Source organism: Centipeda artemidis DSM 19719, from assembly GCF_000426665.1.
GTDB classification, from domain to species: Bacteria; Bacillota; Negativicutes; order Selenomonadales; family Selenomonadaceae; genus Centipeda; species Centipeda artemidis.
The window spans coordinates 71301-92734 of record NZ_AUFU01000007.1; the positions used below are offsets into that span (position 1 = coordinate 71301).

Below are 21434 nucleotides of genomic sequence, written 5' to 3' on the forward strand. Positions count from 1 at the left end.
TCACTCCCCCTCCGAAAGCCACGTCTTAACGAGGAGCGCAACCTCTTCCGGCTTCGCATCGATGAGCGCAAGCAGCGCCTGTTTCTGATTCATCTGCTGCTGCTCTTCTTCGGAGAGGTCTTCCTCTTCGACCTGACCCGCCGCGATTGCTGCGGCGCGCTCCTCTGCGATGCGCTCTTCTTCGATACGCTGCGCCTCTTCCGCCGCTTCGCGTTCAAGACGTTTCTTGCGGCGATACATGAGGATTCCTCCAACGATGAGGGCGATGATGAGCAGGACGATGCCGACCTGCGCGTAGAAAATGCGATCCTGACGATCCTTTTCCGCCTGTTCTTCTGCCGCGCGGCGCTCCGCCGCCTCTTTGCTGAACGGCAGGGGTTCGACGGAGATCGTGTCGCCGCGCGCCTGATTGATGCCCGCCGCACTGCTGACCGTGCGCAGGATGCTCTCCTGCTGCGGCTGCGTCACGTCGTCATTGACGAGAACGGCAACCGTCAGCCGACGGATCGATCCGGGCGATGCGATGACGTGCTGGCGCTCTTCGTTGATCTCATAGTTCTTTGTGGATTCTTTTTTCTCGTACTGCGCGTTGGCGTTGCTCTCCTGCTCCACATAACCGGGCACGTTGCTCTGTACGCCCGCCGGTCCTCCCGGATTCGTCGAGCTCCCGGTGTAGTTCTCGGAAATATCTTGCTGACTGCGAATGATGCCTGCGTCGTCCACAACGGGGGTAAATGTCTGCTTATCCGTCAGGCGGTCGTCAAAGTCGAGTTCGACGCTGACGCGTGCAACGGCACGTCCTTCTCCAAGCGTTTGATCGAGGAGCGACTGCACCTTTTTCTCAATATTGTCCTGTACCTTGCGGGTCATATCGAGCTGTGTAAGCGTCTTGACCCCGACCGACTTTTCGTCCTGGTCGTCCGGATCGTTGAGGATTTTCCCTGTGTCGTCAACGATCGTGATATTTTCAGGCGTTAAGCCCTTGACGCTGTGCGCGGCAAGGTTGACAATGCCCTTAATTTCCTTTTTGGTCAGTTCCGTGCCCGGCTTCAGGCGCAGCATAATAGACGCCGTGGCGGGCTTTTCCTCTTTTTTGTAGAGGCTGTCCTCCGGCAGCACGATGTGTACGCGCGCCTTTTCAACGGCATCGATCTGCTCAATGGTTCGCGTCAATTCGCCCTGCAGCGCCTGGAGATAGTTGACACGATTCTGAAACTCGGTCACACCGAGTTTACTGTCGTCAAAGATCTCAAACCCCTTGTTTCCGCGCGGAAGCCCCTGTGTGGCGAGATTGAGGCGCGCCTCATGGACATTCGTCGTCGGCACAAGAATGGTCGTCCCATTCTTGCCGTCCTGCACCTCATAGCTGATCTTCGCTTCACGCAGCTGATTGGCGACCTCGCCCGCATCCTTGGTCTCCATATCGGTAAAGAGCGGCACCATATCCGGTTTGCTGCCATACCAAAAACTGAGTCCAAAGATGAGTGCAAGAATCGCGAGTGCGGAGCCAAGCATGATATAGCGTTGGCGCTTGTCAAAGCGTTCCCACATGGCAAGGCCGCGCTCTTTCCACTCTCCCATAATCTCTTTCCCTTCAAGTCATCATGGATGTACTTCCCGTTCCCCCATGCGGGCGCCGCCGCATAGTGCAAACTAGGAAGCGATCAAACCTGCATTCGCATGATTTCCTGATAGGCAGAAACAGCGCGGTTGCGCAGCTGCAGCGTCAGCTGAAGCGCGATCTCGGCTTTCTGCCCTGCCACGATGACCTGAGAGACATCCTGGACTTCTCCCGCCGCCAGCAGTGCATCCTGATGTTCAGAGTCGAGCTGGAGCCGGTTCACCTCGGAGAGCGCATCTTTCAGATAGGTCCCGAAGCTTTTTGTCTCCGCCCTGTCAACTGTCTCCCCAAGATGACTGGTCGCGCGCATCGTTACGGGGGTCATTTGCAGTGCTTGTATTTCCATGTAAATCGATCTCCCTTATCAATGAGCGCTGAAATTAGCTGCCGCTGCCGATGCGCAGTGCTGCATTTACCATGGATTTCGCGGCATTGATGGTCGTTGTGTTTGCCTCGTAGCCGCGCGATGCCGAGATCATATCCACCATCTCGGAGACGATATTGACGTTCGGGCGTTCAACATAGCCCTCCGCGTTCGCATCCGGATGTCCCGGCTCGTAGACGAGCACGCCCGGCGACCGATCCGTCTCGATTGAGAGCGCACGAACGCCGTCCCCCGGGCGCATCCGCTCGGATGCACGTGCGAGGAACGACTCAAAACCGATTCCATTGCCCTTTTCACGCGGCTGAAAGACCACATAGCGGCGATGATAAGCGCCGCCGCCTTGTGCGCGTGTCGTATTCGCATTCGCAATATTATTCGAGATAACGTCCATGCGCAGACGTTCTGCCGTAAGTCCGGATGCCGCTGCGTCAATTCCCAAAAACATGCCCATACCGTTCCCTCCCTATATTCAGCTGCCCTGATTGCTGTTGATAATACTCTTTATCTTACTCACATAACCGCCCATACGGTTTGCTAAGGCGCTGTAATAGAGCTGGTTTTTCGCGACCTCCGCCATCTCGATGTCAATGTCCACATTGTTCCCGTCAAGACGCATGTTCGTCGTACTGTCCTGCTCGATCACGCCGTGCGCCTTCCCGCGGAAGGCCAGCGGAAAATGCCGGTCATGCGTGCGCACAACCTTCATCAGCGGATCTTCGGCAAGCCCCAGCTCTTTTTGCAGAAGATCTTCAAACCGGACATGGCTTCGCCTAAAGTTCGGTGTATTCACGTTGGCAATATTGTTGCTGAGCACCTCATGCCGCAGGGATGCCGCGGCCAGTGCGCGGCTGCCGATGTCGAGCGTTGAGGAACTAACGAGCTGTTCCAGCATGAAACGTCACATTCCTTTCCCCATTTCCTTGCATCAAAAAAACTGCATAGGAAAACATATTTATTATTTCTACATCCCCGAAAAAAATCCTTTTCATTCTAGCACTTTTCCCCCAAAAAGTGAAGAAGGCTTTTATGCGGGTGCTGCCGCCGGAGCAACATGCAGACTTTTAACCAGAATATTGACCTCATGCACGACCATCCCCGTCATGCGTTCGATCTCATAGCACAGCTCGCTTCGAAGCGTTTCCATAGTGTTTGTAATCTCATGCCCGTAGGAGAATACGAGCTCGGTTGAAACCGTAATCCCAAGATCGTCGTCTCCATTGACCACATGCTGTACATGGGTACTCCCGACACCATATACTTCGTCAATTTTTTCTGCGACGATGTGCACAATATTTTTGATCACGGAGTCGTCGATGACGAGTTTTCCGTAATAACTGAATACGGGTCGTACGATCGAACGCTCCCCGAGGCGGCGCCGCTTCGATGAGGAGGTCTTGAAAAAAGATTTAATTGGATCAATGAGGTAGCCGGAAAAATGAGGTTTTAGTTCAATGCTCGGCACGGGAATAATGTGCTCGCCTTTCTTGAGGCGATGGTACTGCGCGATTTCCATATCTTTTTTCGAGGCGATATCCTCAATGCGGATGATCTTGCTGATCGTACCGATGCGCAGCGTCTTGGCAATCTTCTGCACCATGTTCTCGGAGGTGCCGAGCACGAGAATGCGGCGCGGCGCGGCGGCGGCGATTGCCTCGCGCACCATTGAAGCGTGTCCCGCCAAAACGAAAATCGCACGCCGAACCGCCATGATGCGGTTCTTCTCCTTCTTCGCGGAAATGCCGCCGATAACCTTACCGTCTTTGATGAGAATGCCGTCGTCGATGATGGCGTCCGCGCCGTTCTTTTGGGCGACCCACAGCGCGCGGTGGCTTTTTCCCGTGCCGCTGGGGCCGACAAGGGCGATCACGTCCATGCGTGTCCCTCCTCTTTATGATTCCAAGCCGTTATGCGCCGTGCGGCGGCCGGTAGAAATTTTCCGCGTAGACATCCTCGATGGTAAACTGACCGAGTTCGCCCGGCTCGCGCCCTGTAAAGCCGCGGTAGTCCGAACCGCCCGAAACGAAAAGCCCGTGCCGCTGCGCGATTTCAAGATAGTGCTGCGTGTCCTGCATGTCGTAGCTTGGATAAAACACCTCGATGCCGCCGATGCCACGCTCGATGAGATCCGTGACCACCGCTTCGTCACCGATGGATTTCGGATTGGCGAGCACAGGCACACCGCCTGCCCCCTTGATGATGTCGATGAGTTCGTCGGGCGCGAGGCGAAAATGCGGCACATAGGCAGGTCTGCCGCGCATAAGGAGCTGCTCGAAACAGGGACGTATGGCGTCGAAATAGCCTTTTTTGACGAGTACGCGCGCCACATGGGAGCGGCCGATAGCCTTGCACATTCCCTCGTCGGTCAGCACCTCTGTCTCACCGATCTCGTAACCAAGCCCTTTGAGTTTATCCACAATTTCAGTAAACCGTGTCCACCGTGCTTCGCTGAGTTCTTCGAGTTTTTCTTGGAGTCCTGCGTTATAGATATCGATCCCATAGCCGAGAATGTGCACCGTCCGATCCGGATAATCGGCACTGAATCCGACGCCCGGAATGATGCGCAGCTGACTTCCTGCCGGGCAGCGGCCGCTCTCATAGAGTTCGGTCACGCCCTCCACACTGTCGTGGTCGGTAATCGATATATAGCGAAGTCCCGCAGCCTTTGCCGCTTCTACGATCTCCTCCGGGGTATCCCTCCCATCGGAAAAGGTCGTATGGATATGCAAATCGCTTGCCATGTAAAATCTCCCTAAGTTTGAGGCTGTTCGTTCCGAATTAATACACGTTCAATGGTCGTACGGCGCCTTTGCACGTCGTCGATATCCACGATGACGGCAGCATACTCCGCCGCCCCCTCCGCCATCTCGAAGCGTACAGGCATCCCCGACAGAAACTTCCTCAAAACGAGATCCGTACGCACGCCGAGAATGGAATCCTGCACCCCGACCATACCGAGATCCGTGATGTACGCCGTACCGTGCGGCAAAATCCGCTCGTCCGCCGTCTGTACGTGTGTATGCGTGCCGACGACAACATCCGCACGCCCGTCAAGATAATAGCCCATCGCGAGCTTTTCGGAGGTCGTTTCCGCATGAAAGTCAAGGACGAAAATATCTGCGCGGTCGCCGATCTCTGCGATCAGCTCCTCCGCCTTTTGAAACGGGCAGTCCATCGGCGGCATAAAGGAGCGTCCCGACAGATTCATGACCGCAATGTTCCGCGCCTTGAACGGAAAAATGCAGTACCCCTGCCCCGGTGTCCCCTCCGGATAGTTGGCGGGACGCACGAGAAACGGCTCGTCGTCGATGAAGTCGAAGACTTCTTTTTTATCCCACACATGGTTGCCGGAGGTCACAATATCCGCACCGCCCGCATAGAGCTCATCCAACGCCTTGCGCGTAAAGCCCTTGCCCCCGGCGCAGTTCTCTCCGTTGACAATCACGACGTCTATTTTTCGCTCCGTGCGGAGCCGCGGCGTATGCGCGCGGAAGGCGCGGCGCCCCGCACGTCCGACGACATCTCCGACCAACATGATGCGCACGCGATTTCTCCTTTACAGCAGCACGATAAATAATCTGCTCACGAACGATTGTAAACAACGACCTGATCATGCTCGCGAATACCGACCAGACGGTCATGCAGCGGAATATCCCGCACGGCAACGAGCATCCGCTCGAGGGTCTCGTGCTGGAGGCTGCTGAACTCTGTATCGAGCACATCCATATTGTGCGGATCGACGAGGAGCTGATCCCCAAACTTGTCCGTCATAAGGCGCACAATGAGACTTAGCTCACGTTCAGTCAGTTCCGTCATGGGGCGCAGGAGATGCAGCATCGTGAGTGCATCGTACCGCTCATATGCCGTCTGCGACTCGCACAGAATCCCGTCCTCCAGTGCGTGATAAGTCTCAATGCTCTCGATCAAAAATGACGAAAACGTATCCATTTCCGCGTCGGACACTGCCGCGCGAATGGTAAAATCAAGGGTCAGCCCGCCGCCGGCGGGATCATATGACACGGAAGCGATCTCCGGGAAACAAACGAGCATGGAGGCAAGCAGCTGCACGCCGGGGCGTGCCTGTTCGCGCGCCTGTCTGCCGTTTTTTCGCGGAGCGAAATGCCTGCGCAAAAAATCAAACATGGTATGCTCTCCCCATCACACTAATTTCTTTTCTATTCACCCTGCCGTACTTTCCCCAGGCCAAGGCAGTAGACCGCGTTGCGCCCCTCTTTCTTTGCCCTGTAGAGCGCTTCGTCCGCATTCTTAAAGAGCTGCAGCTCGTTGTCACGCTCCGGATCAAAATGGGCGACGCCGATACTGACCGTCACATTGCCGTCAAACGCCATCTTTGCCGCCTCGACGCGCCGGCGGATTCGTTCGCCCACGCGCCCCGCAAGCTCGAGCGTGGCGCCCTGCAGGATGACAAAGAACTCGTCTCCGCCCCAACGGCAGCCCGCATCCGAGCCGCGGATGGTGCCCGAAATGGCGTCTGCAACCGTCAGCAGCACTTTGTCCCCAACATCATGCCCATAGGTATCGTTGACGCCCTTAAAGTGATCGATATCCATCAGCATGACGGTCAGCAGCGTCCGATTCTCCTGTGCGTCGCGCACTGCCTCTTGGAGCAGCCGCTCCATCTCACGGCGATTGAGCAGGTTCGTCAGCGCATCGCGGCTTGCCAGCTGGCTCAGCCGACGGTTGGCACTGTTCAGTTCCTCCTCCGTAACGCGGACAAAATGCGACATGAAGGCAATCATCTTGCGGTTGTAGGAGAGCTGCGCCACGCGTTTGGGATGCAGCTCTACATCGCAGACGCCCTCGGCGTTCTCCTTCATGCCGACCAGCATGACATTCAGCTGTGCGGCGACAATTTTTCTCCCCGCGCGGCGCACCTCGCCAAACATGAAGGATGCTGCGGCGGGAAACGCCGCACATGCGCCAAGCTCACTCGTCACATCATCACCGAGCAGAAGATAATGCCCGACACACGCCGCCCCCATAACTACCTGCGGCGAAAAATCCGCCATGTGATGCGCGTTCTTCGCCGCCGTCGAGAGAATTGCATAGGGATCACCATATGCAAGGCGCAGCTTCGTCCCCTTTGCAATAGGAACGCCAAAGGTCAGCTCTCCGCTGCCCTCCTCGATTTTAATCGGTACACGCGCGGAGATCGACCCATCCTCCTCTTCAAAGCAGAGGGGAAAGAGCGCGGCGTCCGCGCCGAAATTATCGTCGCCCTTAATACCGAAATACCGTTCGTAAATTTTAAGCGGCATATCGCCGTCGAGTTCTTTAATCGTGCAGCCGTCCACGTGGGTCGCCACGATCTCACGCCCGAGCATGTTCCAGCCAAAATTGCGCGTCACACACGCCGCAAGAGTCTCCCCTCCAAAGACGACGGCGAGCGTTCCCCGAGTCATTTCCTCATCGTCCGCAAGGATATAACCGCGTGCCTGCATCGGCGCGGCATCGACAAACGCCCCGAACACCTCGATACGCTCGTCAATATCCGAAAACGACGCAAGAATATCGTCAATCCGATCCATCATACCGACGACAAAAAAACCTGCCAGTTTCGTATGGGGACGCTCTGCCACAAAATCTACAAAGTGCCTTTTCGTCGCTTCGTCCGCAGTCTCTGAGCGGATCATGAGGAAATCCGCCTGTGAGGACTCGAACGTGAGGAACACGAGCATAATTCCGTCGTTATCAAGGTGCATCTCCGCCATTTTGAGTGCGGACGTATGAACGAGAATCCGCGCCGCAGGAAAGAGTTCCCTCATGCTGTCCCTCAGGGCGCGGGCATCCTCAATCGGCACTGAACACGGCAGCACCGCCGTGATGAGGAGTGTTTCTATATGAGGGAGCCGGTCAAGTTTTTCCTTTGCCTTCTCCGCCGTCCGGCGGACATCCTCCGCCCTTGCGGCAATATATGATAGTTGCTGCATAATGTCCCTTTTTCAAACAAGAGGTGCATGCCTCCCCCACACGCCCCCCTCGGGCGCCATAACGCTAGTCCCGTTATTTTGCGTAGTCAACGACACGGGTCTCACGGATCACCGTGGCCTTGATCTGTCCCGGATATTCGAGATCCCCCTCGATCTTCTTTACGATATTATGAACAAGCACTGCGGCGCCCGCATCGTCCACCTTGTCCGGCTGAACCATGACGCGAATCTCACGCCCCGCCTGAATGGCAAAGCAACGCTCCACGCCATCAAACGACTCGGCGATCTCCTCGAGTGCCTTGAGCCGTTTGATATAGGACTCAAGGCTCTCGCGACGCGCGCCCGGCCGTGCCGCAGAGACGGCATCCGCCGCTGCAACAAGAACAGCTTCGACGGTCGTCGCCTCGACATCGCCGTGATGCGATGCGATGATGTTGATGACTTCCTTCGACTCACGGTACTTGCGTGCGAGATCGGCGCCGACCGTCACATGGGGTCCCTCTACTTCATGGCTGACCGCCTTGCCGATGTCGTGCAGCAGGCCGCCGCGTTTCGCGAGCATAACGTCGCATTCGAGTTCCGCCGCCATGAGTCCCGCCAGATGGGCAACCTCAATGGAGTGGGCAAGAACGTTCTGTCCGTAGCTTGTACGGTAGCGCATACGTCCGAGCAGACGCACGAGCTCAGGATGAATGCCATGGACGCCCGTTTCGAACGTCGCCTGTTCGCCCGCATCCTTGATGCGCTGATCGACTTCGCGCCGCGCCTTCTCAATCATCTCTTCGATGCGGGCGGGATGGATCCGCCCGTCCTGAATGAGTTTTTCGAGCGCGATGCGCGCAATCTCGCGGCGCACAGGGTCGAAGCCCGAGAGGATCACCGCTTCAGGCGTATCATCGATGATGAGATCAATGCCTGTAAGCGTCTCAATCGTGCGAATATTTCGTCCCTCACGTCCGATGATGCGCCCCTTCATCTCATCGTTCGGGAGCGCAACGACGGATACTGTCGTCTCTGCGACATGATCCGCCGCACAGCGCTGAATGGCAACGCTTAGAATCTCGCGCGCTGCCTTATCGGACTCCTCCTTCGTCTCGCGGATGTACTCCTTGATCTTGCGCGCCTTCTCATGCTTTAGCTCTTCTTCCGCCTCCGCCATGAGCACGGTACGTGCATCCTCGGATGTCAGCCCCGAGATGCGCTCGAGTTCCGCACGCTGATTTTCATAAAGTGCGTCAACTTCCGCCTGCGCCTTTTCAATGCGTGCCTCCTTGCGGGAAAGCCCTTCCTCTTTCTTCTCGATCGATTCGAGCTTGCGGTCGAGATTCTCTTCCTTTTGTATCGCACGGCGCTCGAGACGCTGGAGCTCGCTCCGGCGTTCCTTGGCGTCGCGTTCAATGTCCTGCTGGCGGCGCTGAATCTCCTCCTTCGCCTCTAACAGGGCTTCCTTCTGCTTTGTCTCGGCGCGCTTTTCCGCGTCCTCAACAATGCGTTTTGCTTCGTTCTCGGCTGATCCTATTTTAGCTTCCGCCGTACGCATACGCGCATAGTATCCTGCGCCTGCACCGACGATAACAGCAATAATTACCGCTAATAGTTCAGTAACGATAACGGCCACCTCCTCGTTTTCAAAGTTCCAATTTATTGCTAGAAAATACTCCCATTCATTTTAATAGTTTTTGACAATAGTGTCAAGAATGCAATCCATGCTCTTATCGCTCCGGCCGCCCACGATATTTTAATCTTTCTCGTAAAAAAAATGACGTTTCTACTATAGACAATTACATGGGAATTTGTTTATACTTTATTCATGTGTTCACAGGAAAAGGAGGGAATATGATGCGGAAAAATAAGTTTCTGCACGGCGGTGTGACGCTCGCCGTCTCGCTCTCTATGGCGGCGGGCGTGACGCTCGGCACGCCTGCGGTGGCCGAGGCAGGCATCGGCAATATCATCGGCGCCGTCATAGGCGGTACGATCGCAGCGTCCGAAATGAACAAACAAATCAAGTACTACAATACGACGGAGGAGGGGCGCCAGGCACTCTTTGGAGAGCTGCAGGAGAAATACGGCGTCTATTACGGTACGGCGCGCAACGAGCAGCTGCACCGTATTTTTTCAAATCTCACCGCAGCGATCGGCGCAACGGATCCCACGATTTACGACCGCCCGTACAATTACTTCATCAACAATGACGAGAGCTTCAACGCATTCTGCACGCTCGGACACAATATGAGCGTCAACGTTGGTCTCTACGACTATCTGACGAACGAGGACGAGATTGCCGTCGTCCTCGCACACGAGATGGGTCACGGACAGAAGGATCATCCCGCGAAAGGGATGAAGAGCTCCCTCGGTCCCGCCATCCTTGCCAGCGCAACGGGCACAGTACTCGGAGCCATCGCTGCGAACATTTGGAGCGGACAAGGACTCACAAAACCGATGGAATGGGAAGCGGACAATCTTGCTTTTGAGTATCTGTCGCACTCAAACTACAATCCGGGTGCGACCGCAGCCGTTTGGCAGCGCATGATCGATCTGCAGGGAAACAATCCTGCAAACGTGTTCAAGATCATGTCCGGTGCCGCCGATCATCCGTCAAATGTAGCGCGCCGCGACAACTATGCGAAAAAACTGACGGCGATGAGCGGCGGTCATGTTGCTATGGATAATGGTACCGTTCAGATCAACAAAAAGGAGTTCATCGCTCCCGCCGCTGCCGGAGACATGACCTCCGCCGAGCGTGCCTACTTCGTTATGGGCAATCTTGCCGCCGCGTATAAGAACGGACATGCCCGCTCCGAAGCATATGCCAGCGGCAATACCGTCATGCTCGGCGCACAGCCCATCATGACGGCGACCGGTAATGACCGCAGTGCAGCAGAGATCGCCACACTTTTGAATCAAATTAAGTAAATCCGTAAAACGGCATCAAAAAAGAGACGATTGCAGCGTGCAGTCGTCTCTTTTTTTGATCGTCCGGCGCAGGATTTTCGCGCCTAACATTGTCATTTCCTCGCCGCGCCAAGAACGCTCCCACGATGCGTGGATATACAACAGCGTACGCGCACAACATGTGTATCGCGCCGTATGACGTACGGCGAGAGGCATATTATCGCAGCCGCGGAGCATTCCCCCCAACGGGGCGGTACGGCACGGAGGCTTTCAAGGTCGGACAATGTAAGACCGCCGCTTTGCAGTCCATGGTGCGCAGCGGCAAGAAATATACCCCAAGCCGTGCTAAAACGCTAGCCCCATATAATACACAGCGAGGCGCCAAGATAGGGTGTCATCGCCGTCGAAGTGACAGCGGTTTGCCCAGCACCTCCGCCATCACCACCGCCTGCTGCATCGCGGCAGGCGTTATCTGCGGCAGGATGCGGTGCGGGACGCGCCGCCGTGCAGACACTGCTGCTGCCTTCTCTGCGGCAGCGCGGCGCTGTTCTTCTTCTCTGCGGCGGCGTCTCTGCCGCTCCTCTTCGCGCCGTGCTGCCTCCCATGCCGCACGCATCTCTTCCTGCGCGCGCAGGACACCGGTATCTATTGCGGGCTGTACTTCCTGCGGCACATTGCGCATCGGCGGGATTTCAAATCGCGCCCCCTCTTCCCGACGCTCCACCTTCGTCGTTGGCTTTGGAATTTCATGCGGGAGTGTCGGCGGGGGCACTTTTTTCTTTCCACGAATCCTATCATCAAGCAGTGATGCGATAACCGCGATCACAATGAGCAGAAGATACTCCATCTCGATCTCCTCACTTCACGGGCGGCGTTGGATGTTTCTCATCGGTCTTGCCCGCCGTGCTGATGGCGTGACGCATATCCGTATCCGACTGGATGTTGTTGAGCTGATAGTAGTCCATGACGCCGAGCTTGCCTTCGCGCAGCGCCTGTGCCATCGCGTGCGGCACTTCTGCCTGTGCCTCGACGACCTTGGCCTCCATCTCCTGCGTATAGGCCTTCATCTCCTGCTCGCGTGCGACCGCCATCGCGCGGCGCTCCTCCGCCTTTGCCTGCGCGATGCGCTTATCCGCCTCGGCTTGATCGGTCTGGAGCTCCGCACCGATGTTCCGCCCGACGTCGACGTCCGCAATATCAATGGAAAGGATCTCAAATGCCGTGCCCGCATCGAGCCCTTTGTCCAGCACGGTCTTGGAGATGTCGTCGGGGTTCGCGAGCACGTCGTTGTGGCTCTCCGAGGAGCCAACCGTCGTAACGATACCCTCGCCGACGCGCGCGATGATGGTCGGCTCGCCCGCACCGCCGACGAGACGGTCGATGTTTGCGCGCACGGTGACGCGTGCTTTGATCTTCAGCTCGATGCCGTTCGCGGCGACCGCAGAGACAATCGGCGTCTCAATGACCTTCGGATTGACGCTCATCTGCACGGCGTCAAGCACGTCGCGCCCCGCGAGATCGATCGCCGCCGCCCGTTCAAAGGGGAGAGCGATCTGTGCGCGGTGCGATGCGATGAGCGCGTCGACAACCTTGTCCACGTTGCCGCCCGCAAGGTAATGCGCCTCAAGCTGATTGACGCTGACATCAAGCCCCGCCTTGTTTGCCTTGATGAGCGGCAGCACGATGCGGCTCGGCGGCACGCGGCGCAGACGCATTCCAATGAGCGACATGATGCCGACGGATACGTTTGCCGAGATGGCGGATACCCAAAGTCCAAGCGGTACAAAGTGAAGGAAGATCGATACCGCAAGAACGACGATGATAATGAGGAATGCTCCTCCGAACAGTGATCCCATAAAAACCTCCTGAACAATACCGTCATACAATGCGTGCGCTATACAGGGCGCACGACAACGCGGCTGCCGCTGACGGACAGAACGACAACCTGCGTTCCCTTCTTGATAAACACGCCCTCGGAAACGACGTCAATGGGACGCCCATCGATGCGCACGGTTCCGGAAGGACGCAGCTCCGTGATGACCTCGCCGATCTTGCCAACGAGTTCGGTATGCTCCTCTGCACTGACAAAGCCGCGCTCAGACCGCGAGCTGTCGTGCAGCACGACCTTGTTCCAAAGTCTGCTCGAGGGCAGGCGCGAGACGATGAGCATGAAAGCGGCGATGGAGATGAGGAGCGCGATCCCAAGTGCCGCGAGTGCGCCGATATCGCCGCCGAGCGCGAGCACGATGCTGTAAAGCATCGCCGCGACGCCGAGCCCTGCAAGCAGTCCCACCGTAGGCAGCAGGATCTCCACAATGATCATCAGGACACCCGCAAGGAACACCGCGATATGATAGAACTCTACGAGTCCGCGGGTATAATGGCTGCCCCAAAATACGCCCGCCGCAACAAGTCCTAGAAGTACGCCGACGCCGAGTCCCCCCGTCTTGACCTCCACCATGACAGAGAGAAACATGACGGCGACGAGAAGCACCTGTACTGCACCGATATCGACAATAAAATCCATGGGATCGCCTCCTTTTTCTGCCCATGTGCTTTCTATAACAAAAAAGCTCCGCGCAGCCCCGCGCGGAGTCCCTATGCAGAAAAATGGTCGGAACGACGAGATTTGAACTCACGACCTCTTCCACCCCAAGGAAGCGCTCTACCAAACTGAGCTACGTCCCGAACGAATGATATTATAGCCGTATTTCGCCTTTTTGTCAATCCCTTGCAGTCATTTGCTTCATCAGGCGCAGCGCACCGATCTCAACGCCCGTCTCGCGTGCCACCTGCTCGATCGTACGTCCCGCGCGCAGGAGAGCGCGGGCCTTGCCGATCGCCTCGTCCTCGGGCGGCAGTGGTTCCTCTGCCGGAGCTGCTGCGCTCGGCTCTGCGGTCTGCATTGCCTGCACCCGTGCGGTAAGGACGGCATCGTCATGCGGGCGTCCGCTGCTCTCGGGCATCTGACGCAGATACGCATCCGCACGGCTGCGCGGAGAGAGCGGCACCGGCTGCATGGGCGGCGGCTGAATTGCCGGCGTATTCTGCTGCACTACAGGCGATGCGGCTGTCTGTACCGTGACGGGAGGCATCGTCTCCGCCGTACCGCGCGCCTGCTCGCGCAGGATCGACTGATGAAGCACTGCAGCGAAGTCATCTCCGTCCACACGCTGCGCGGAGGCTTCTCCGACGGGCGGCAAGGGCATGGTCTGCATCGCCTGCTGCGGCACTGTCATCTGTGCTGCCGTCTGCTGTACGGGTATTTGCGCCGACGTCTGCGGCACAGGCTGCGCGTTTTGTCCCAAATCGCGCAGACGCCGCTCAAGCTCTTCGATACGCTGGCGCAGTGCCCACTCGAGCCGCTGCGCGTCCGCAACACGCGTCTCAAGGCGCACACGCCGATCGTCAGCCTCGCGCAGAAGCCCTTCGAGCTTTGTCACATGACTTCCCAGCCGCTTGATGATGGTATCCGCAGACTGTTGGAGTTCTTTTTTCAGCTTCTCGATCGAAACGGCAAGATCCTCCTCGTCCTCTTCGCTGCGCTGACGGCGATGGATGACGAAGCGGACGATGAGCAGGAGGACGGCGCCGAGTATGATGAGCGCGCCGAGGATTTCAGTAATGGAAATGATGACCGGACGCCTCCCTTATCCGTATGTGTTAGAAACTGATGTCAAGATGCACGCCGCGGCTCGGATCGGCGGCAAGCCGCTGCAAAAGCTCGACTCCTTGATCTTCACCGCCGTCTCTGCGGCGCCGCCCGTCACCGCCGCGCCCCTGACGCCGCTCGCGCTCAGGGTCGTCCTTTACACGCGCGTCTGCGCTCGCCTCTTCCTTGGCGCGTACCTGCTTTCGGGCAAGCTCCGCGTCCTCCTTTTGCCGGATGGACTCAAAGCTCTGCTGGATGTTGACCTGATTCTGCATGTTGCTCTGGACATTCCCTGCCTCGTTGGACTGCGGGAACATCATCTGCATACTGATAGGAGTGACATTCATAGCGGCACCTGCCTCTCTTAAAGGATCGCTGTAACGATTTCTCCATCCACCATGCGCATCTTCGTATGCCGAAGTTCCTCCTCAACCTTACGCTTGACACCGTTGAGCGAGATGTTGACCCCGGGGAAAATCGTGTCCGTCGCGGAGACGCTGCCCTGCTTCATCTCGTCCAGCTCCACGCGCATAGCGGCAAGTTCCTCCTGCATCTGCTTGATCTTCCCTGCAAGCGGGAACTGCACTTTCGTCAATTGCAGCATCTGCTCTTTGCGCTTATCCGAGAGCTTCGACATATCCTGCTTCTTAAGGGTTTCAAGGGACAGCTTGATCTCGGTCAGCCGCTTCTCATCCTCTTTGCACTCTTTTTCAAGTGCGTCATAGCGCTGCTGAAGATTGGGATCAATGCCGACAAAAATATTGGTCTGCACATAGAAGTTATTGCCGAATACGCTCGCGTGTACGGATTCCCCGGCACCCACCGAGCCGCCCGTGATGATGCCGCGCTTGCCCTCGACGGTGACGTGATGTCCCGCGCGCATCTCCGAATGGAGAACCACGTCATTGACAAAGATGTCGCGCCCGGCGGAGATGTTCGCATTCTCGACAAAGGAGATGCTGACATCTTCTTCCGCCCGGATCTTTCCGATGTTCATGCCGCGGATGCCGCCGTGGACGATGACGTTGCGCCCTGTGACCTCCGCACCGCCGACCATGCCCTTGATCTCGATATCGCCCGCCGCCTTGACAACGAATCCGCTTTCCACGTCGCCGCGAATCTCAACGCTTCCGGCAAAATCAATATTTCCCGTGCCGACGTCAACGCTCGAATCGATCACAAGATGCGGGTCGATGCTGATCTTGCCGTCATCCACGATCTGACCGTCGATCATAGCGACGAGTTCATGGTCGTTGACGATCTTTGTGTTCTTGCCCTGCGGCAGCTGTGCGGGCTTGCCCGGCTTCGGCGCGATATCCTCCCCGAATACGTTCTTCCCCGGAATACCCAGCGTCTCCGGGATGCGAACGGCAACAACATCGCCGATCTGCGCCCGGATAAAGATATTCATATCCTTGTAGTCGACGCGGTCATAGGCACGCGCGGCAGGACGCCCCTTCTCCCCCATGTCGAATTTCTTTTCGATGCGTGCATCCGTCCCTGCCTCGGGTGCTGTACCGCGCGCTGCCATAAAGGGTGTCATGCGCGATACGCCGCGGCTGATTGCCTCGCGGTCGATCCCGTAAACGATTTTCTTCTCCGCCAGCGCTTCAAGGATGTCGGCCGTGCTCGGCGGAATGTTCCCCTGTTTATCGTCGAACCGGACGGCGGCGGACATCGCGTCGCGCGCGATTTCAATGGTGAAGGGAATGATCTTATTCTCCTCCCCCTCTTCCTCCTCCGGCGCAGGGTCGAGCTTCGTCTCCGTTCCGTCCGCCGCACGCACAAGGCGCGCAAGCTGAAGGACATCGTAATCCGTTATGCCCGCGGAATCAAGGTGTTGGCGGATATCCGCCAGCTCGATGATTGCACTGTCCTCCCCCTCCGGATAGACGGTCAGATAGTTTCCATCCGCTTTCAGCGCGAGCAAAAAGCCCTCGCGCTTGCTCCCAACGGTTTTGTCCACAGGACCACGCTCCATCCTTCAAAATTGCGCTGCTGTTTCAACGATTCAACGCAATATTCCCTACAACATCCCTATTCTTCGTCATTCATCCGTGCAAGCGAGCCCCGCATTCGGAAGATTGCTTTTGTATGGAGCTGCGATATGCGCGCCTCGGAAAGGTGCAGTATCGCGGCGATTTCCTTCAGTGTCATCTCGTCGTAATAGTAAAGTGCAACGACGGTACGTTCTTTTTCCGGGAGATTTTCAATGGCGGCGGCAAGGGTTTCCTTGACCTCCGTCCACTCCGCATGTTCAACCGGTCCGTCCTCAAGAGAGACCGGGCTGTCCGTACGAAGATATTCCTCCAGCGGGATCACGGTTGCGGCGCTGACTTGACTCTCCAAATGCCGCAGCCCCTCGCGCGTAAGCCCGAGTTCTGCTGCAAGCTCCTCGTCCGTTGCTGTGCGGCCGAGTTTCCCTTCGAGACTTGCCACAGCCTTTTCATATTTCTTGATGTTTTGGCGTACGCTGACGGGAATCCAGTCTTTCGATCGCAGATGATCGAGCATCGCGCCCCGCACACGCACACCCGCATAGGTTTCGAATTTATTGCCGCGTGTCAGTTCATAGCGCTCAATGGCGTCAAGAAGTCCAAAAAAACCGCTGCTGAGAAGATCCTCTCGATCCACATGCTGCGGCAGACTGATGGCAATCCGCCCGGCAACAAGACGAACGAGCGGCAAATAATATTCTGCAATGCGGTTGCGCACCTCCACGGTCTTTTCCGTGCCGTACGCCTGCCACAGTGCCTCGATGTCCTCCGTCTGCGCCATCTGATCGCCCCCTCACGCCATGCTTCCGGTTCCCATTTATGCCGGTGCCGGCATCGGTTCCCCTTCCTCCGCTGCGGCTTCTTCCGGTGTCTTCATGTGAACGAGCTCTTCTTCCACGAGCGGCTTAAACGCCATAGGCTCTGCAAAGTCCTGCGGAGCCCCGTCCGCCGCGCCCACGGAGTCAAAATCGATGTCGTCCGCATTGTAGAGTACGCTCTGCATGTCCGACATGCGCTGCTCTGCGGTCTTATCAAACGCAGCCCAGCCCTTTGCCTCAAGGATAAATACTGTAAGATAAGTAAATGCGCCGGCACAGATAAAGCCCACAAGACTCCGCAGACACGCGGTCGAGAGCCGTACGCCGCCGATCAGTCCGGTCAGGAATATCACGAGCGCCGCAATCACGGCAAAGACAAGCGCCATACCGAGTTTGAACATAGATCTTCACCTGCCCCTATATCGTTTTATCTCCCTTGCTGACGGTCTTGACCGTATAGGTGCCGTCGTTTAAGTCAATCGCGACCGTGCGTCCGTAATTGAGTCCGGTGTCCTCCGCAATGAGGCGGATCCCATGCTGTGCCAAGAGCTCCTTTGCCGCCTGTGCATTGCGCTCTCCGACGCGCATAACGCTTGTCGTATTCGAGAACGCAAACATCTGCGCGCCGCCCGCAATCTTTGCCACAAGGCGTGATTTAACTGCGCCAAGTTTCAAAACATCGGCCAGCATCAGGGGAAATCCCGTGTCGATAAATTTTGCCGGCGTGTCGGACGCACGCGCCTGCTTGCTGTCCGGCAGCATGTAGTGGAGCAGTCCGCCGACTTTTGCCTTCGGGTCATACAGGGAAAGTCCGATGCACGAGCCCAATCCATAGCTGATGAGGGTGGATGGAGCCGCGCCGACTTTGTAGTCGGCCATACCGACTTTTATCAAATCCGGCATATCATCCAACTCCTACCGCATTCATTATGCTGCCGAGAGATCCGGGATCCGGCACAAGGAAGAAATGTCCGCTGATGGTGCGGTCCTCAGCCTGAAAATTTGTCTCGATGAGGAGGGCATGATCCCCCATCTCGCCGAGCTGAACAAGCACCACATTGAGAATTGCTCCCGCCATATCGACGGCCAGCGCCGGAACGGACGGCAGCATACTCATGCCCGTGAACGTATAGAACGCGTTCAAATAGGAACCGGCAAGGATGTTGCCGATCTCCATAAGCGCGGATTCATCCATCGCGTCGAGTTCAGGTGTCTCGCCGCGCTCCCGGCCGAGCAGCGTATCCGCAAGTGCAAATGCGCTTTCCTGCGGGATGAGGAAGAGAATGTTGCTCGGCGCCTTTCCGTAAACGCGCAGAAAAATACCGACGACAACCAGTTCCGGGCCGCCGACAAATTCCGGTACGTCTTCGATTTTAACGAGAGCCACATGGGGCACATTCATTTCAATGCGGTGCTGTATGAGACGGGAAAGTGCCGTCGCGGAGTTGCCCGCGCCGACGTTTCCGATCTCCTGCAGCACATCCAACTGGAGTTCCGACAGTTGGGTCAGATCATCGTCTACTGACATTATTAGCCCTACCTCTTCCCGTAGAGAAAAGACGCGTTATTTCACTTCTTTCGGAAGCCCGACGATCTCCTCAAGATTGAGGAGCACGATGAGTCTCCCGTTGATGTTGCCAATGCCGCTGAGGAACCGGCTGCTCTCACGTGCATTCGTCGCCTTCTTCGTATCGACGGGCTCGTTCTCAAGGCTGAGCACTTCCGTCACAGCATCGACGAGCATACCGACATGCACATCGTCAACGGAAACGGTGACAATACGGGTGCGGTCTGTGTACGGCGTCTCCGCGAGCCCCAAGCGCTGCTTGAGGTCAATGACAGGGAGCACCGAGCCGCGCAGATTGATGACGCCCTTGATAAAATCCGCGGCAAACGGTACGCGCGTAATATCCGTGAGGTTGCGGATCTCCTGCACGTTCAGAATGCTGACGCCGTATTCTTCATCGCGGAGGTTGAACGCCACATACTGGTTGTTCTGCGGCATCCCCGTCTCCGTCTGATTCATTTCTTCTGCCATTTCTTTGCCCTCCCCTGCTTACTGCTGTATCATCGTTGCGACATCGAGAATCAGCGCGACCTTGCCGTCGCCGAGCACCGTAGCGCCGCCGAAAAGCTTGAGCCCTGCAAAGAGGTTCCCGAGCGTCTTGATAACGATTTCCTGCTGTCCGATGAGATTGTCCACGACAATGCCCGCCTTTGCTTCGCCCGCGTGCACGACGACGACGAAGAGTTCGTCGGAGTCCTTTGTATGCGGTACCTGCAAAGCCTCCTCCATGCGGATGATCGGGATAATCTCGCCGCGCAGGACAATGACCTCCTTGTTCTGGACGGTCTGAATATCCGACGGTTCAATGTTGATGGTACTGTCAATGGAGCCGAGCGGGATGGCGTACATCTCGTCCTGCACCTGCACGAGCATCGCCTGAATGATGGCGAGTGTCAGCGGCAGTTTGATCTTAAAGACCGAACCTTCGTCGATATGCGTCTCAACATCGACATGACCCGAGAGCGCTTCGATCTTGCTGCGCACGACGTCCATACCGACGCCGCGCCCCGAAATATCGGTGATTTGCTCCGCCGTGGAAAAGCCGGGCAGGAAGATGAGACGAACGGCATCCGCATCGTCGAGACGATCCGCTTCATCCTGCGAGATCATGCCCTTTTCCACCGCCTTGCGGCGGATGACGTCGGCGTTGATGCCCGCACCGTCGTCCGTGATCATGATGACGACGTTATTGCCCTCATGACGCGCAATAAGCCCCACCTCACCGACGCGCGGCTTCCCTTTTGCCTCGCGCTTGTCGGGACTCTCGACACCGTGGTCGAGTGAGTTGCGGAGAAGATGCATAATCGGATCGCCGATCTCGTCGATAACGGTACGGTCAAGTTCCGTCTCCTCACCCTCGATAGTGAGGTTGATCTCTTTTCCGAGTTCCTTCGATACGTCGCGCACCATGCGCGGGAAGCGGTTGAACACAGCACTGACAGGAACCATGCGCACCTTCATAACGATGTTCTGCAGGTCGCCCGTCACGCGATCCATCTGCTCGAGCGTCTCCATGAGATCGCTCATGCGGTGCGTCTGGCCAATCTGCTCGAGACGCACCTTATTGATCACCAGCTCGCCCATGAGGTTCATCAGCGTATCGAGCTTTTCGATATCGACGCGGACGCTCTGGCTCTGGTGCTGTTTTTTCGCAGGTGCTGCCGCGGGTTTGGCGGCTGCCGGCGCGGCCTTCTTTGCCGGCTCCGCAGCTGCGGGTGCGGCAGCTGCGGCGGGTGTAGCCGCAGGCGCCGCTTCCGCCGCCTTGCCGAACTGGTCGGGATCCAGCTCCTCGACGGCAATGTCCTCGATCTCCGAAACCGTATCGACGGCGTTCTGCACTGCCTCCGCGTCGTTCGCCGTGGTGACGACAACGTCAAAACTGCGCTCAAACTTTTCCTGCTCGAGGTCTTCCGCCGCAGGGATGCTCTTAATGACATCGCCGACCTCGTCGAGGGCATGCATGACCATGACGGATCGTGCAGCCTTGAGGACACAGGTCTCCATCAGCGTCACCTTGACGTGATAGATATGCAGCCCGGCCTCTTTCGCCTTTTTCATGACGTCGAGATCAATCTCATCGATGTCAAGTTCGCTGCCTGCCGCAGCTGCTTCGGCCGCTGCAGGCGCTGCTGCGGCGGGAGCTGCCGCAGCAGGCGGCGGCGTCCCTTTGGAGATGGAGCTGAGTTTAGCGACAAGATCCGTTACGTCGACAACGTCCTCCGCTTCGCCGTTACCGACGCTGTCCACCATCTGCTCGAGCGAATCCAGACATTTGAACAGCGTGTCCATAATATCCTCATTCAGCTTGAGCTGTTCTTTGCGGACGAGATCGAGTACATCCTCCATCTCATGCGTGAGCTCGGCAATTTTGGCAAATCCCATCGTCGCCGACATCCCCTTGAGTGTATGTGCGTTGCGGAAGATGTCGTTGACGGCGCCGATCTCCTCCATGTTCTCCTCAAGGCGCAGCAAGCCTTCGTTGAGGGACTGCAGATGCTCGTGCGACTCGTCCAGGAACATGTCCATATACTGGTTATCCATTGATATTCCC

24 protein-coding genes and 1 tRNA gene are annotated in these 21434 nt (G+C 57.0%); 2 read left to right on the top strand and 23 right to left on the bottom strand.

Annotation, left to right across the window (positions count from 1 at the left end; all coding sequences use genetic code 11):
• The 10 genes from fliF to rny all read right to left on the bottom strand — a co-directional run bounded on the left by fliF (position 1) and on the right by rny (position 9572).
• Positions 1-1581 (bottom strand): flagellar basal-body MS-ring/collar protein FliF, encoded by a 1581-nt coding sequence (gene fliF / locus K341_RS0105530; protein WP_009349218.1) that lies wholly within the window; start codon positions 1579-1581, stop codon positions 1-3.
• A gap of 83 nt (positions 1582-1664) precedes the next feature.
• Positions 1665-1967, bottom strand: a complete 303-nt coding sequence (gene fliE, locus K341_RS0105535) for a flagellar hook-basal body complex protein FliE (RefSeq protein WP_009438773.1) — start codon at positions 1965-1967, stop codon at positions 1665-1667.
• Positions 1968-2001: 34 nt separating this feature from the next.
• Positions 2002-2457: a flagellar basal body rod protein FlgC gene (gene flgC, locus K341_RS0105540; RefSeq protein ID WP_009349220.1), complete on the bottom strand. Its 456-nt coding sequence runs from the start codon at positions 2455-2457 to the stop codon at positions 2002-2004.
• Positions 2458-2475: 18 nt separating this feature from the next.
• Positions 2476-2898, bottom strand: a complete 423-nt coding sequence (gene flgB / locus K341_RS0105545; protein ID WP_009349221.1) for a flagellar basal body rod protein FlgB — start codon at positions 2896-2898, stop codon at positions 2476-2478.
• Between the two features lie 132 nt (positions 2899-3030).
• On the bottom strand, positions 3031-3879 hold the full coding sequence (locus tag K341_RS0105550) for an Asp23/Gls24 family envelope stress response protein (protein ID WP_009349222.1): 849 nt from the start codon (positions 3877-3879) through the stop codon (positions 3031-3033).
• A gap of 31 nt (positions 3880-3910) precedes the next feature.
• Complete coding sequence (locus tag K341_RS0105555; RefSeq protein WP_009438731.1) at positions 3911-4744, bottom strand: PHP domain-containing protein; 834 nt, start codon at positions 4742-4744, stop codon at positions 3911-3913.
• An 11-nt stretch (positions 4745-4755) separates the two neighbouring features.
• Complete coding sequence (locus K341_RS0105560) at positions 4756-5547, bottom strand: TIGR00282 family metallophosphoesterase (protein ID WP_026762128.1); 792 nt, start codon at positions 5545-5547, stop codon at positions 4756-4758.
• 38 nt (positions 5548-5585) lie between these two features.
• A complete protein-coding gene (locus tag K341_RS0105565) occupies positions 5586-6146 on the bottom strand; it encodes a hypothetical protein (RefSeq protein ID WP_009349225.1) in 561 nt (186 codons plus the stop codon).
• 32 nt (positions 6147-6178) lie between these two features.
• The gene (locus K341_RS0105570) at positions 6179-7954 is read right to left on the bottom strand and encodes a sensor domain-containing diguanylate cyclase (protein ID WP_026762129.1); all 1776 of its coding nucleotides are present in this window, start codon (positions 7952-7954) and stop codon (positions 6179-6181) included.
• A gap of 73 nt (positions 7955-8027) precedes the next feature.
• Positions 8028-9572 carry a ribonuclease Y gene (gene rny / locus K341_RS0105575; RefSeq protein ID WP_026762130.1) on the bottom strand — a complete coding sequence of 515 codons (1545 nt, stop codon included), beginning with the start codon at positions 9570-9572 and terminating at the stop codon, positions 8028-8030.
• A 218-nt stretch (positions 9573-9790) separates the two neighbouring features.
• Here rny and K341_RS0105580 point away from each other — a divergent pair, with 218 nt between their 5' ends.
• Positions 9791-10870: a M48 family metallopeptidase gene (locus K341_RS0105580; protein ID WP_081657283.1), complete on the top strand. Its 1080-nt coding sequence runs from the start codon at positions 9791-9793 to the stop codon at positions 10868-10870.
• A 373-nt stretch (positions 10871-11243) separates the two neighbouring features.
• Here the strand turns inward: K341_RS0105580 and K341_RS0105585 are convergent, their stop codons facing one another.
• The 5 genes from K341_RS0105585 to K341_RS0105605 all read right to left on the bottom strand — a co-directional run bounded on the left by K341_RS0105585 (position 11244) and on the right by K341_RS0105605 (position 14292).
• On the bottom strand, positions 11244-11696 hold the full coding sequence (locus tag K341_RS0105585; RefSeq protein WP_026762132.1) for a hypothetical protein: 453 nt from the start codon (positions 11694-11696) through the stop codon (positions 11244-11246).
• Positions 11697-11706: 10 nt separating this feature from the next.
• Positions 11707-12705: a flotillin-like protein FloA gene (gene floA, locus K341_RS0105590; RefSeq protein ID WP_009438743.1), complete on the bottom strand. Its 999-nt coding sequence runs from the start codon at positions 12703-12705 to the stop codon at positions 11707-11709.
• Between the two features lie 38 nt (positions 12706-12743).
• Positions 12744-13376: an NfeD family protein gene (locus K341_RS0105595; RefSeq protein WP_009349232.1), complete on the bottom strand. Its 633-nt coding sequence runs from the start codon at positions 13374-13376 to the stop codon at positions 12744-12746.
• A gap of 84 nt (positions 13377-13460) precedes the next feature.
• Positions 13461-13537 (bottom strand) — tRNA-Pro (locus K341_RS0105600).
• A gap of 35 nt (positions 13538-13572) precedes the next feature.
• Positions 13573-14292, bottom strand: coding sequence for a polyadenylate binding domain-containing protein (locus tag K341_RS0105605; protein ID WP_026762133.1), 720 nt, complete (start codon positions 14290-14292; stop codon positions 13573-13575).
• Here K341_RS0105605 and K341_RS0105610 point away from each other — a divergent pair, their 5' ends adjacent.
• Entirely contained in the window at positions 14293-14523 is a 231-nt protein-coding gene (locus tag K341_RS0105610; RefSeq protein WP_050992862.1) for a hypothetical protein, read from the top strand.
• On the opposite strand, the gene K341_RS0105615 is transcribed toward K341_RS0105610, so the two are convergent.
• The 8 genes from K341_RS0105615 to K341_RS0105650 are packed head-to-tail and all read right to left on the bottom strand — an operon-like array spanning position 14513 to position 21424.
• Positions 14513-14848, bottom strand: coding sequence for a hypothetical protein (locus K341_RS0105615; protein WP_009438933.1), 336 nt, complete (start codon positions 14846-14848; stop codon positions 14513-14515). The genes K341_RS0105610 and K341_RS0105615 overlap by 11 nt on opposite strands.
• 17 nt (positions 14849-14865) lie before the next feature.
• Positions 14866-16482, bottom strand: coding sequence for a FapA family protein (locus tag K341_RS0105620; protein ID WP_037349474.1), 1617 nt, complete (start codon positions 16480-16482; stop codon positions 14866-14868).
• A 56-nt stretch (positions 16483-16538) separates the two neighbouring features.
• Positions 16539-17279, bottom strand: coding sequence for a FliA/WhiG family RNA polymerase sigma factor (locus tag K341_RS0105625; protein ID WP_009349237.1), 741 nt, complete (start codon positions 17277-17279; stop codon positions 16539-16541).
• Positions 17280-17315: 36 nt separating this feature from the next.
• Positions 17316-17717, bottom strand: coding sequence for a hypothetical protein (locus K341_RS0105630; protein WP_009349238.1), 402 nt, complete (start codon positions 17715-17717; stop codon positions 17316-17318).
• A 16-nt stretch (positions 17718-17733) separates the two neighbouring features.
• On the bottom strand, positions 17734-18219 hold the full coding sequence (locus K341_RS0105635) for a chemotaxis protein CheD (RefSeq protein ID WP_009657676.1): 486 nt from the start codon (positions 18217-18219) through the stop codon (positions 17734-17736).
• 1 nt (position 18220) lies between these two features.
• Positions 18221-18844 carry a chemotaxis protein CheC gene (locus K341_RS0105640; protein ID WP_009349240.1) on the bottom strand — a complete coding sequence of 208 codons (624 nt, stop codon included), beginning with the start codon at positions 18842-18844 and terminating at the stop codon, positions 18221-18223.
• A gap of 36 nt (positions 18845-18880) precedes the next feature.
• The gene (locus tag K341_RS0105645) at positions 18881-19354 is read right to left on the bottom strand and encodes a chemotaxis protein CheW (RefSeq protein ID WP_009349241.1); all 474 of its coding nucleotides are present in this window, start codon (positions 19352-19354) and stop codon (positions 18881-18883) included.
• A gap of 18 nt (positions 19355-19372) precedes the next feature.
• Positions 19373-21424 carry a chemotaxis protein CheA gene (locus tag K341_RS0105650; RefSeq protein ID WP_009349242.1) on the bottom strand — a complete coding sequence of 684 codons (2052 nt, stop codon included), beginning with the start codon at positions 21422-21424 and terminating at the stop codon, positions 19373-19375.
• Positions 21425-21434 lie beyond the last annotated feature (10 nt).

Bases quoted from the DNA above. Each gene is read 5' to 3' on its own strand.
- fliF (WP_009349218.1), bottom strand. From the start codon at position 1,581: ATGGGAGAGTGGAAAGAGCGCGGCCTTGCCATGTGGGAACGCTTTGAC.
- fliE (WP_009438773.1), bottom strand. From the start codon at position 1,967: ATGGAAATACAAGCACTGCAAATGACCCCCGTAACGATGCGCGCGACC.
- flgC (WP_009349220.1), bottom strand. From the start codon at position 2,457: ATGGGCATGTTTTTGGGAATTGACGCAGCGGCATCCGGACTTACGGCA.
- flgB (WP_009349221.1), bottom strand. From the start codon at position 2,898: ATGCTGGAACAGCTCGTTAGTTCCTCAACGCTCGACATCGGCAGCCGC.
- K341_RS0105550 (WP_009349222.1), bottom strand. From the start codon at position 3,879: ATGGACGTGATCGCCCTTGTCGGCCCCAGCGGCACGGGAAAAAGCCAC.
- K341_RS0105555 (WP_009438731.1), bottom strand. From the start codon at position 4,744: ATGGCAAGCGATTTGCATATCCATACGACCTTTTCCGATGGGAGGGAT.
- K341_RS0105565 (WP_009349225.1), bottom strand. From the start codon at position 6,146: ATGTTTGATTTTTTGCGCAGGCATTTCGCTCCGCGAAAAAACGGCAGA.
- K341_RS0105570 (WP_026762129.1), bottom strand. From the start codon at position 7,954: ATGCAGCAACTATCATATATTGCCGCAAGGGCGGAGGATGTCCGCCGG.
- K341_RS0105580 (WP_081657283.1), top strand. From the start codon at position 9,791: ATGATGCGGAAAAATAAGTTTCTGCACGGCGGTGTGACGCTCGCCGTC.
- K341_RS0105585 (WP_026762132.1), bottom strand. From the start codon at position 11,696: ATGGAGTATCTTCTGCTCATTGTGATCGCGGTTATCGCATCACTGCTT.
- floA (WP_009438743.1), bottom strand. From the start codon at position 12,705: ATGGGATCACTGTTCGGAGGAGCATTCCTCATTATCATCGTCGTTCTT.
- K341_RS0105595 (WP_009349232.1), bottom strand. From the start codon at position 13,376: ATGGATTTTATTGTCGATATCGGTGCAGTACAGGTGCTTCTCGTCGCC.
- K341_RS0105610 (WP_050992862.1), top strand. From the start codon at position 14,293: ATGACTTCCCAGCCGCTTGATGATGGTATCCGCAGACTGTTGGAGTTC.
- K341_RS0105615 (WP_009438933.1), bottom strand. From the start codon at position 14,848: ATGAATGTCACTCCTATCAGTATGCAGATGATGTTCCCGCAGTCCAAC.
- K341_RS0105620 (WP_037349474.1), bottom strand. From the start codon at position 16,482: ATGGAGCGTGGTCCTGTGGACAAAACCGTTGGGAGCAAGCGCGAGGGC.
- K341_RS0105625 (WP_009349237.1), bottom strand. From the start codon at position 17,279: ATGGCGCAGACGGAGGACATCGAGGCACTGTGGCAGGCGTACGGCACG.
- K341_RS0105630 (WP_009349238.1), bottom strand. From the start codon at position 17,717: ATGTTCAAACTCGGTATGGCGCTTGTCTTTGCCGTGATTGCGGCGCTC.
- K341_RS0105635 (WP_009657676.1), bottom strand. From the start codon at position 18,219: ATGCCGGATTTGATAAAAGTCGGTATGGCCGACTACAAAGTCGGCGCG.
- K341_RS0105640 (WP_009349240.1), bottom strand. From the start codon at position 18,844: ATGTCAGTAGACGATGATCTGACCCAACTGTCGGAACTCCAGTTGGAT.
- K341_RS0105645 (WP_009349241.1), bottom strand. From the start codon at position 19,354: ATGGCAGAAGAAATGAATCAGACGGAGACGGGGATGCCGCAGAACAAC.
- K341_RS0105650 (WP_009349242.1), bottom strand. From the start codon at position 21,424: ATGGATAACCAGTATATGGACATGTTCCTGGACGAGTCGCACGAGCAT.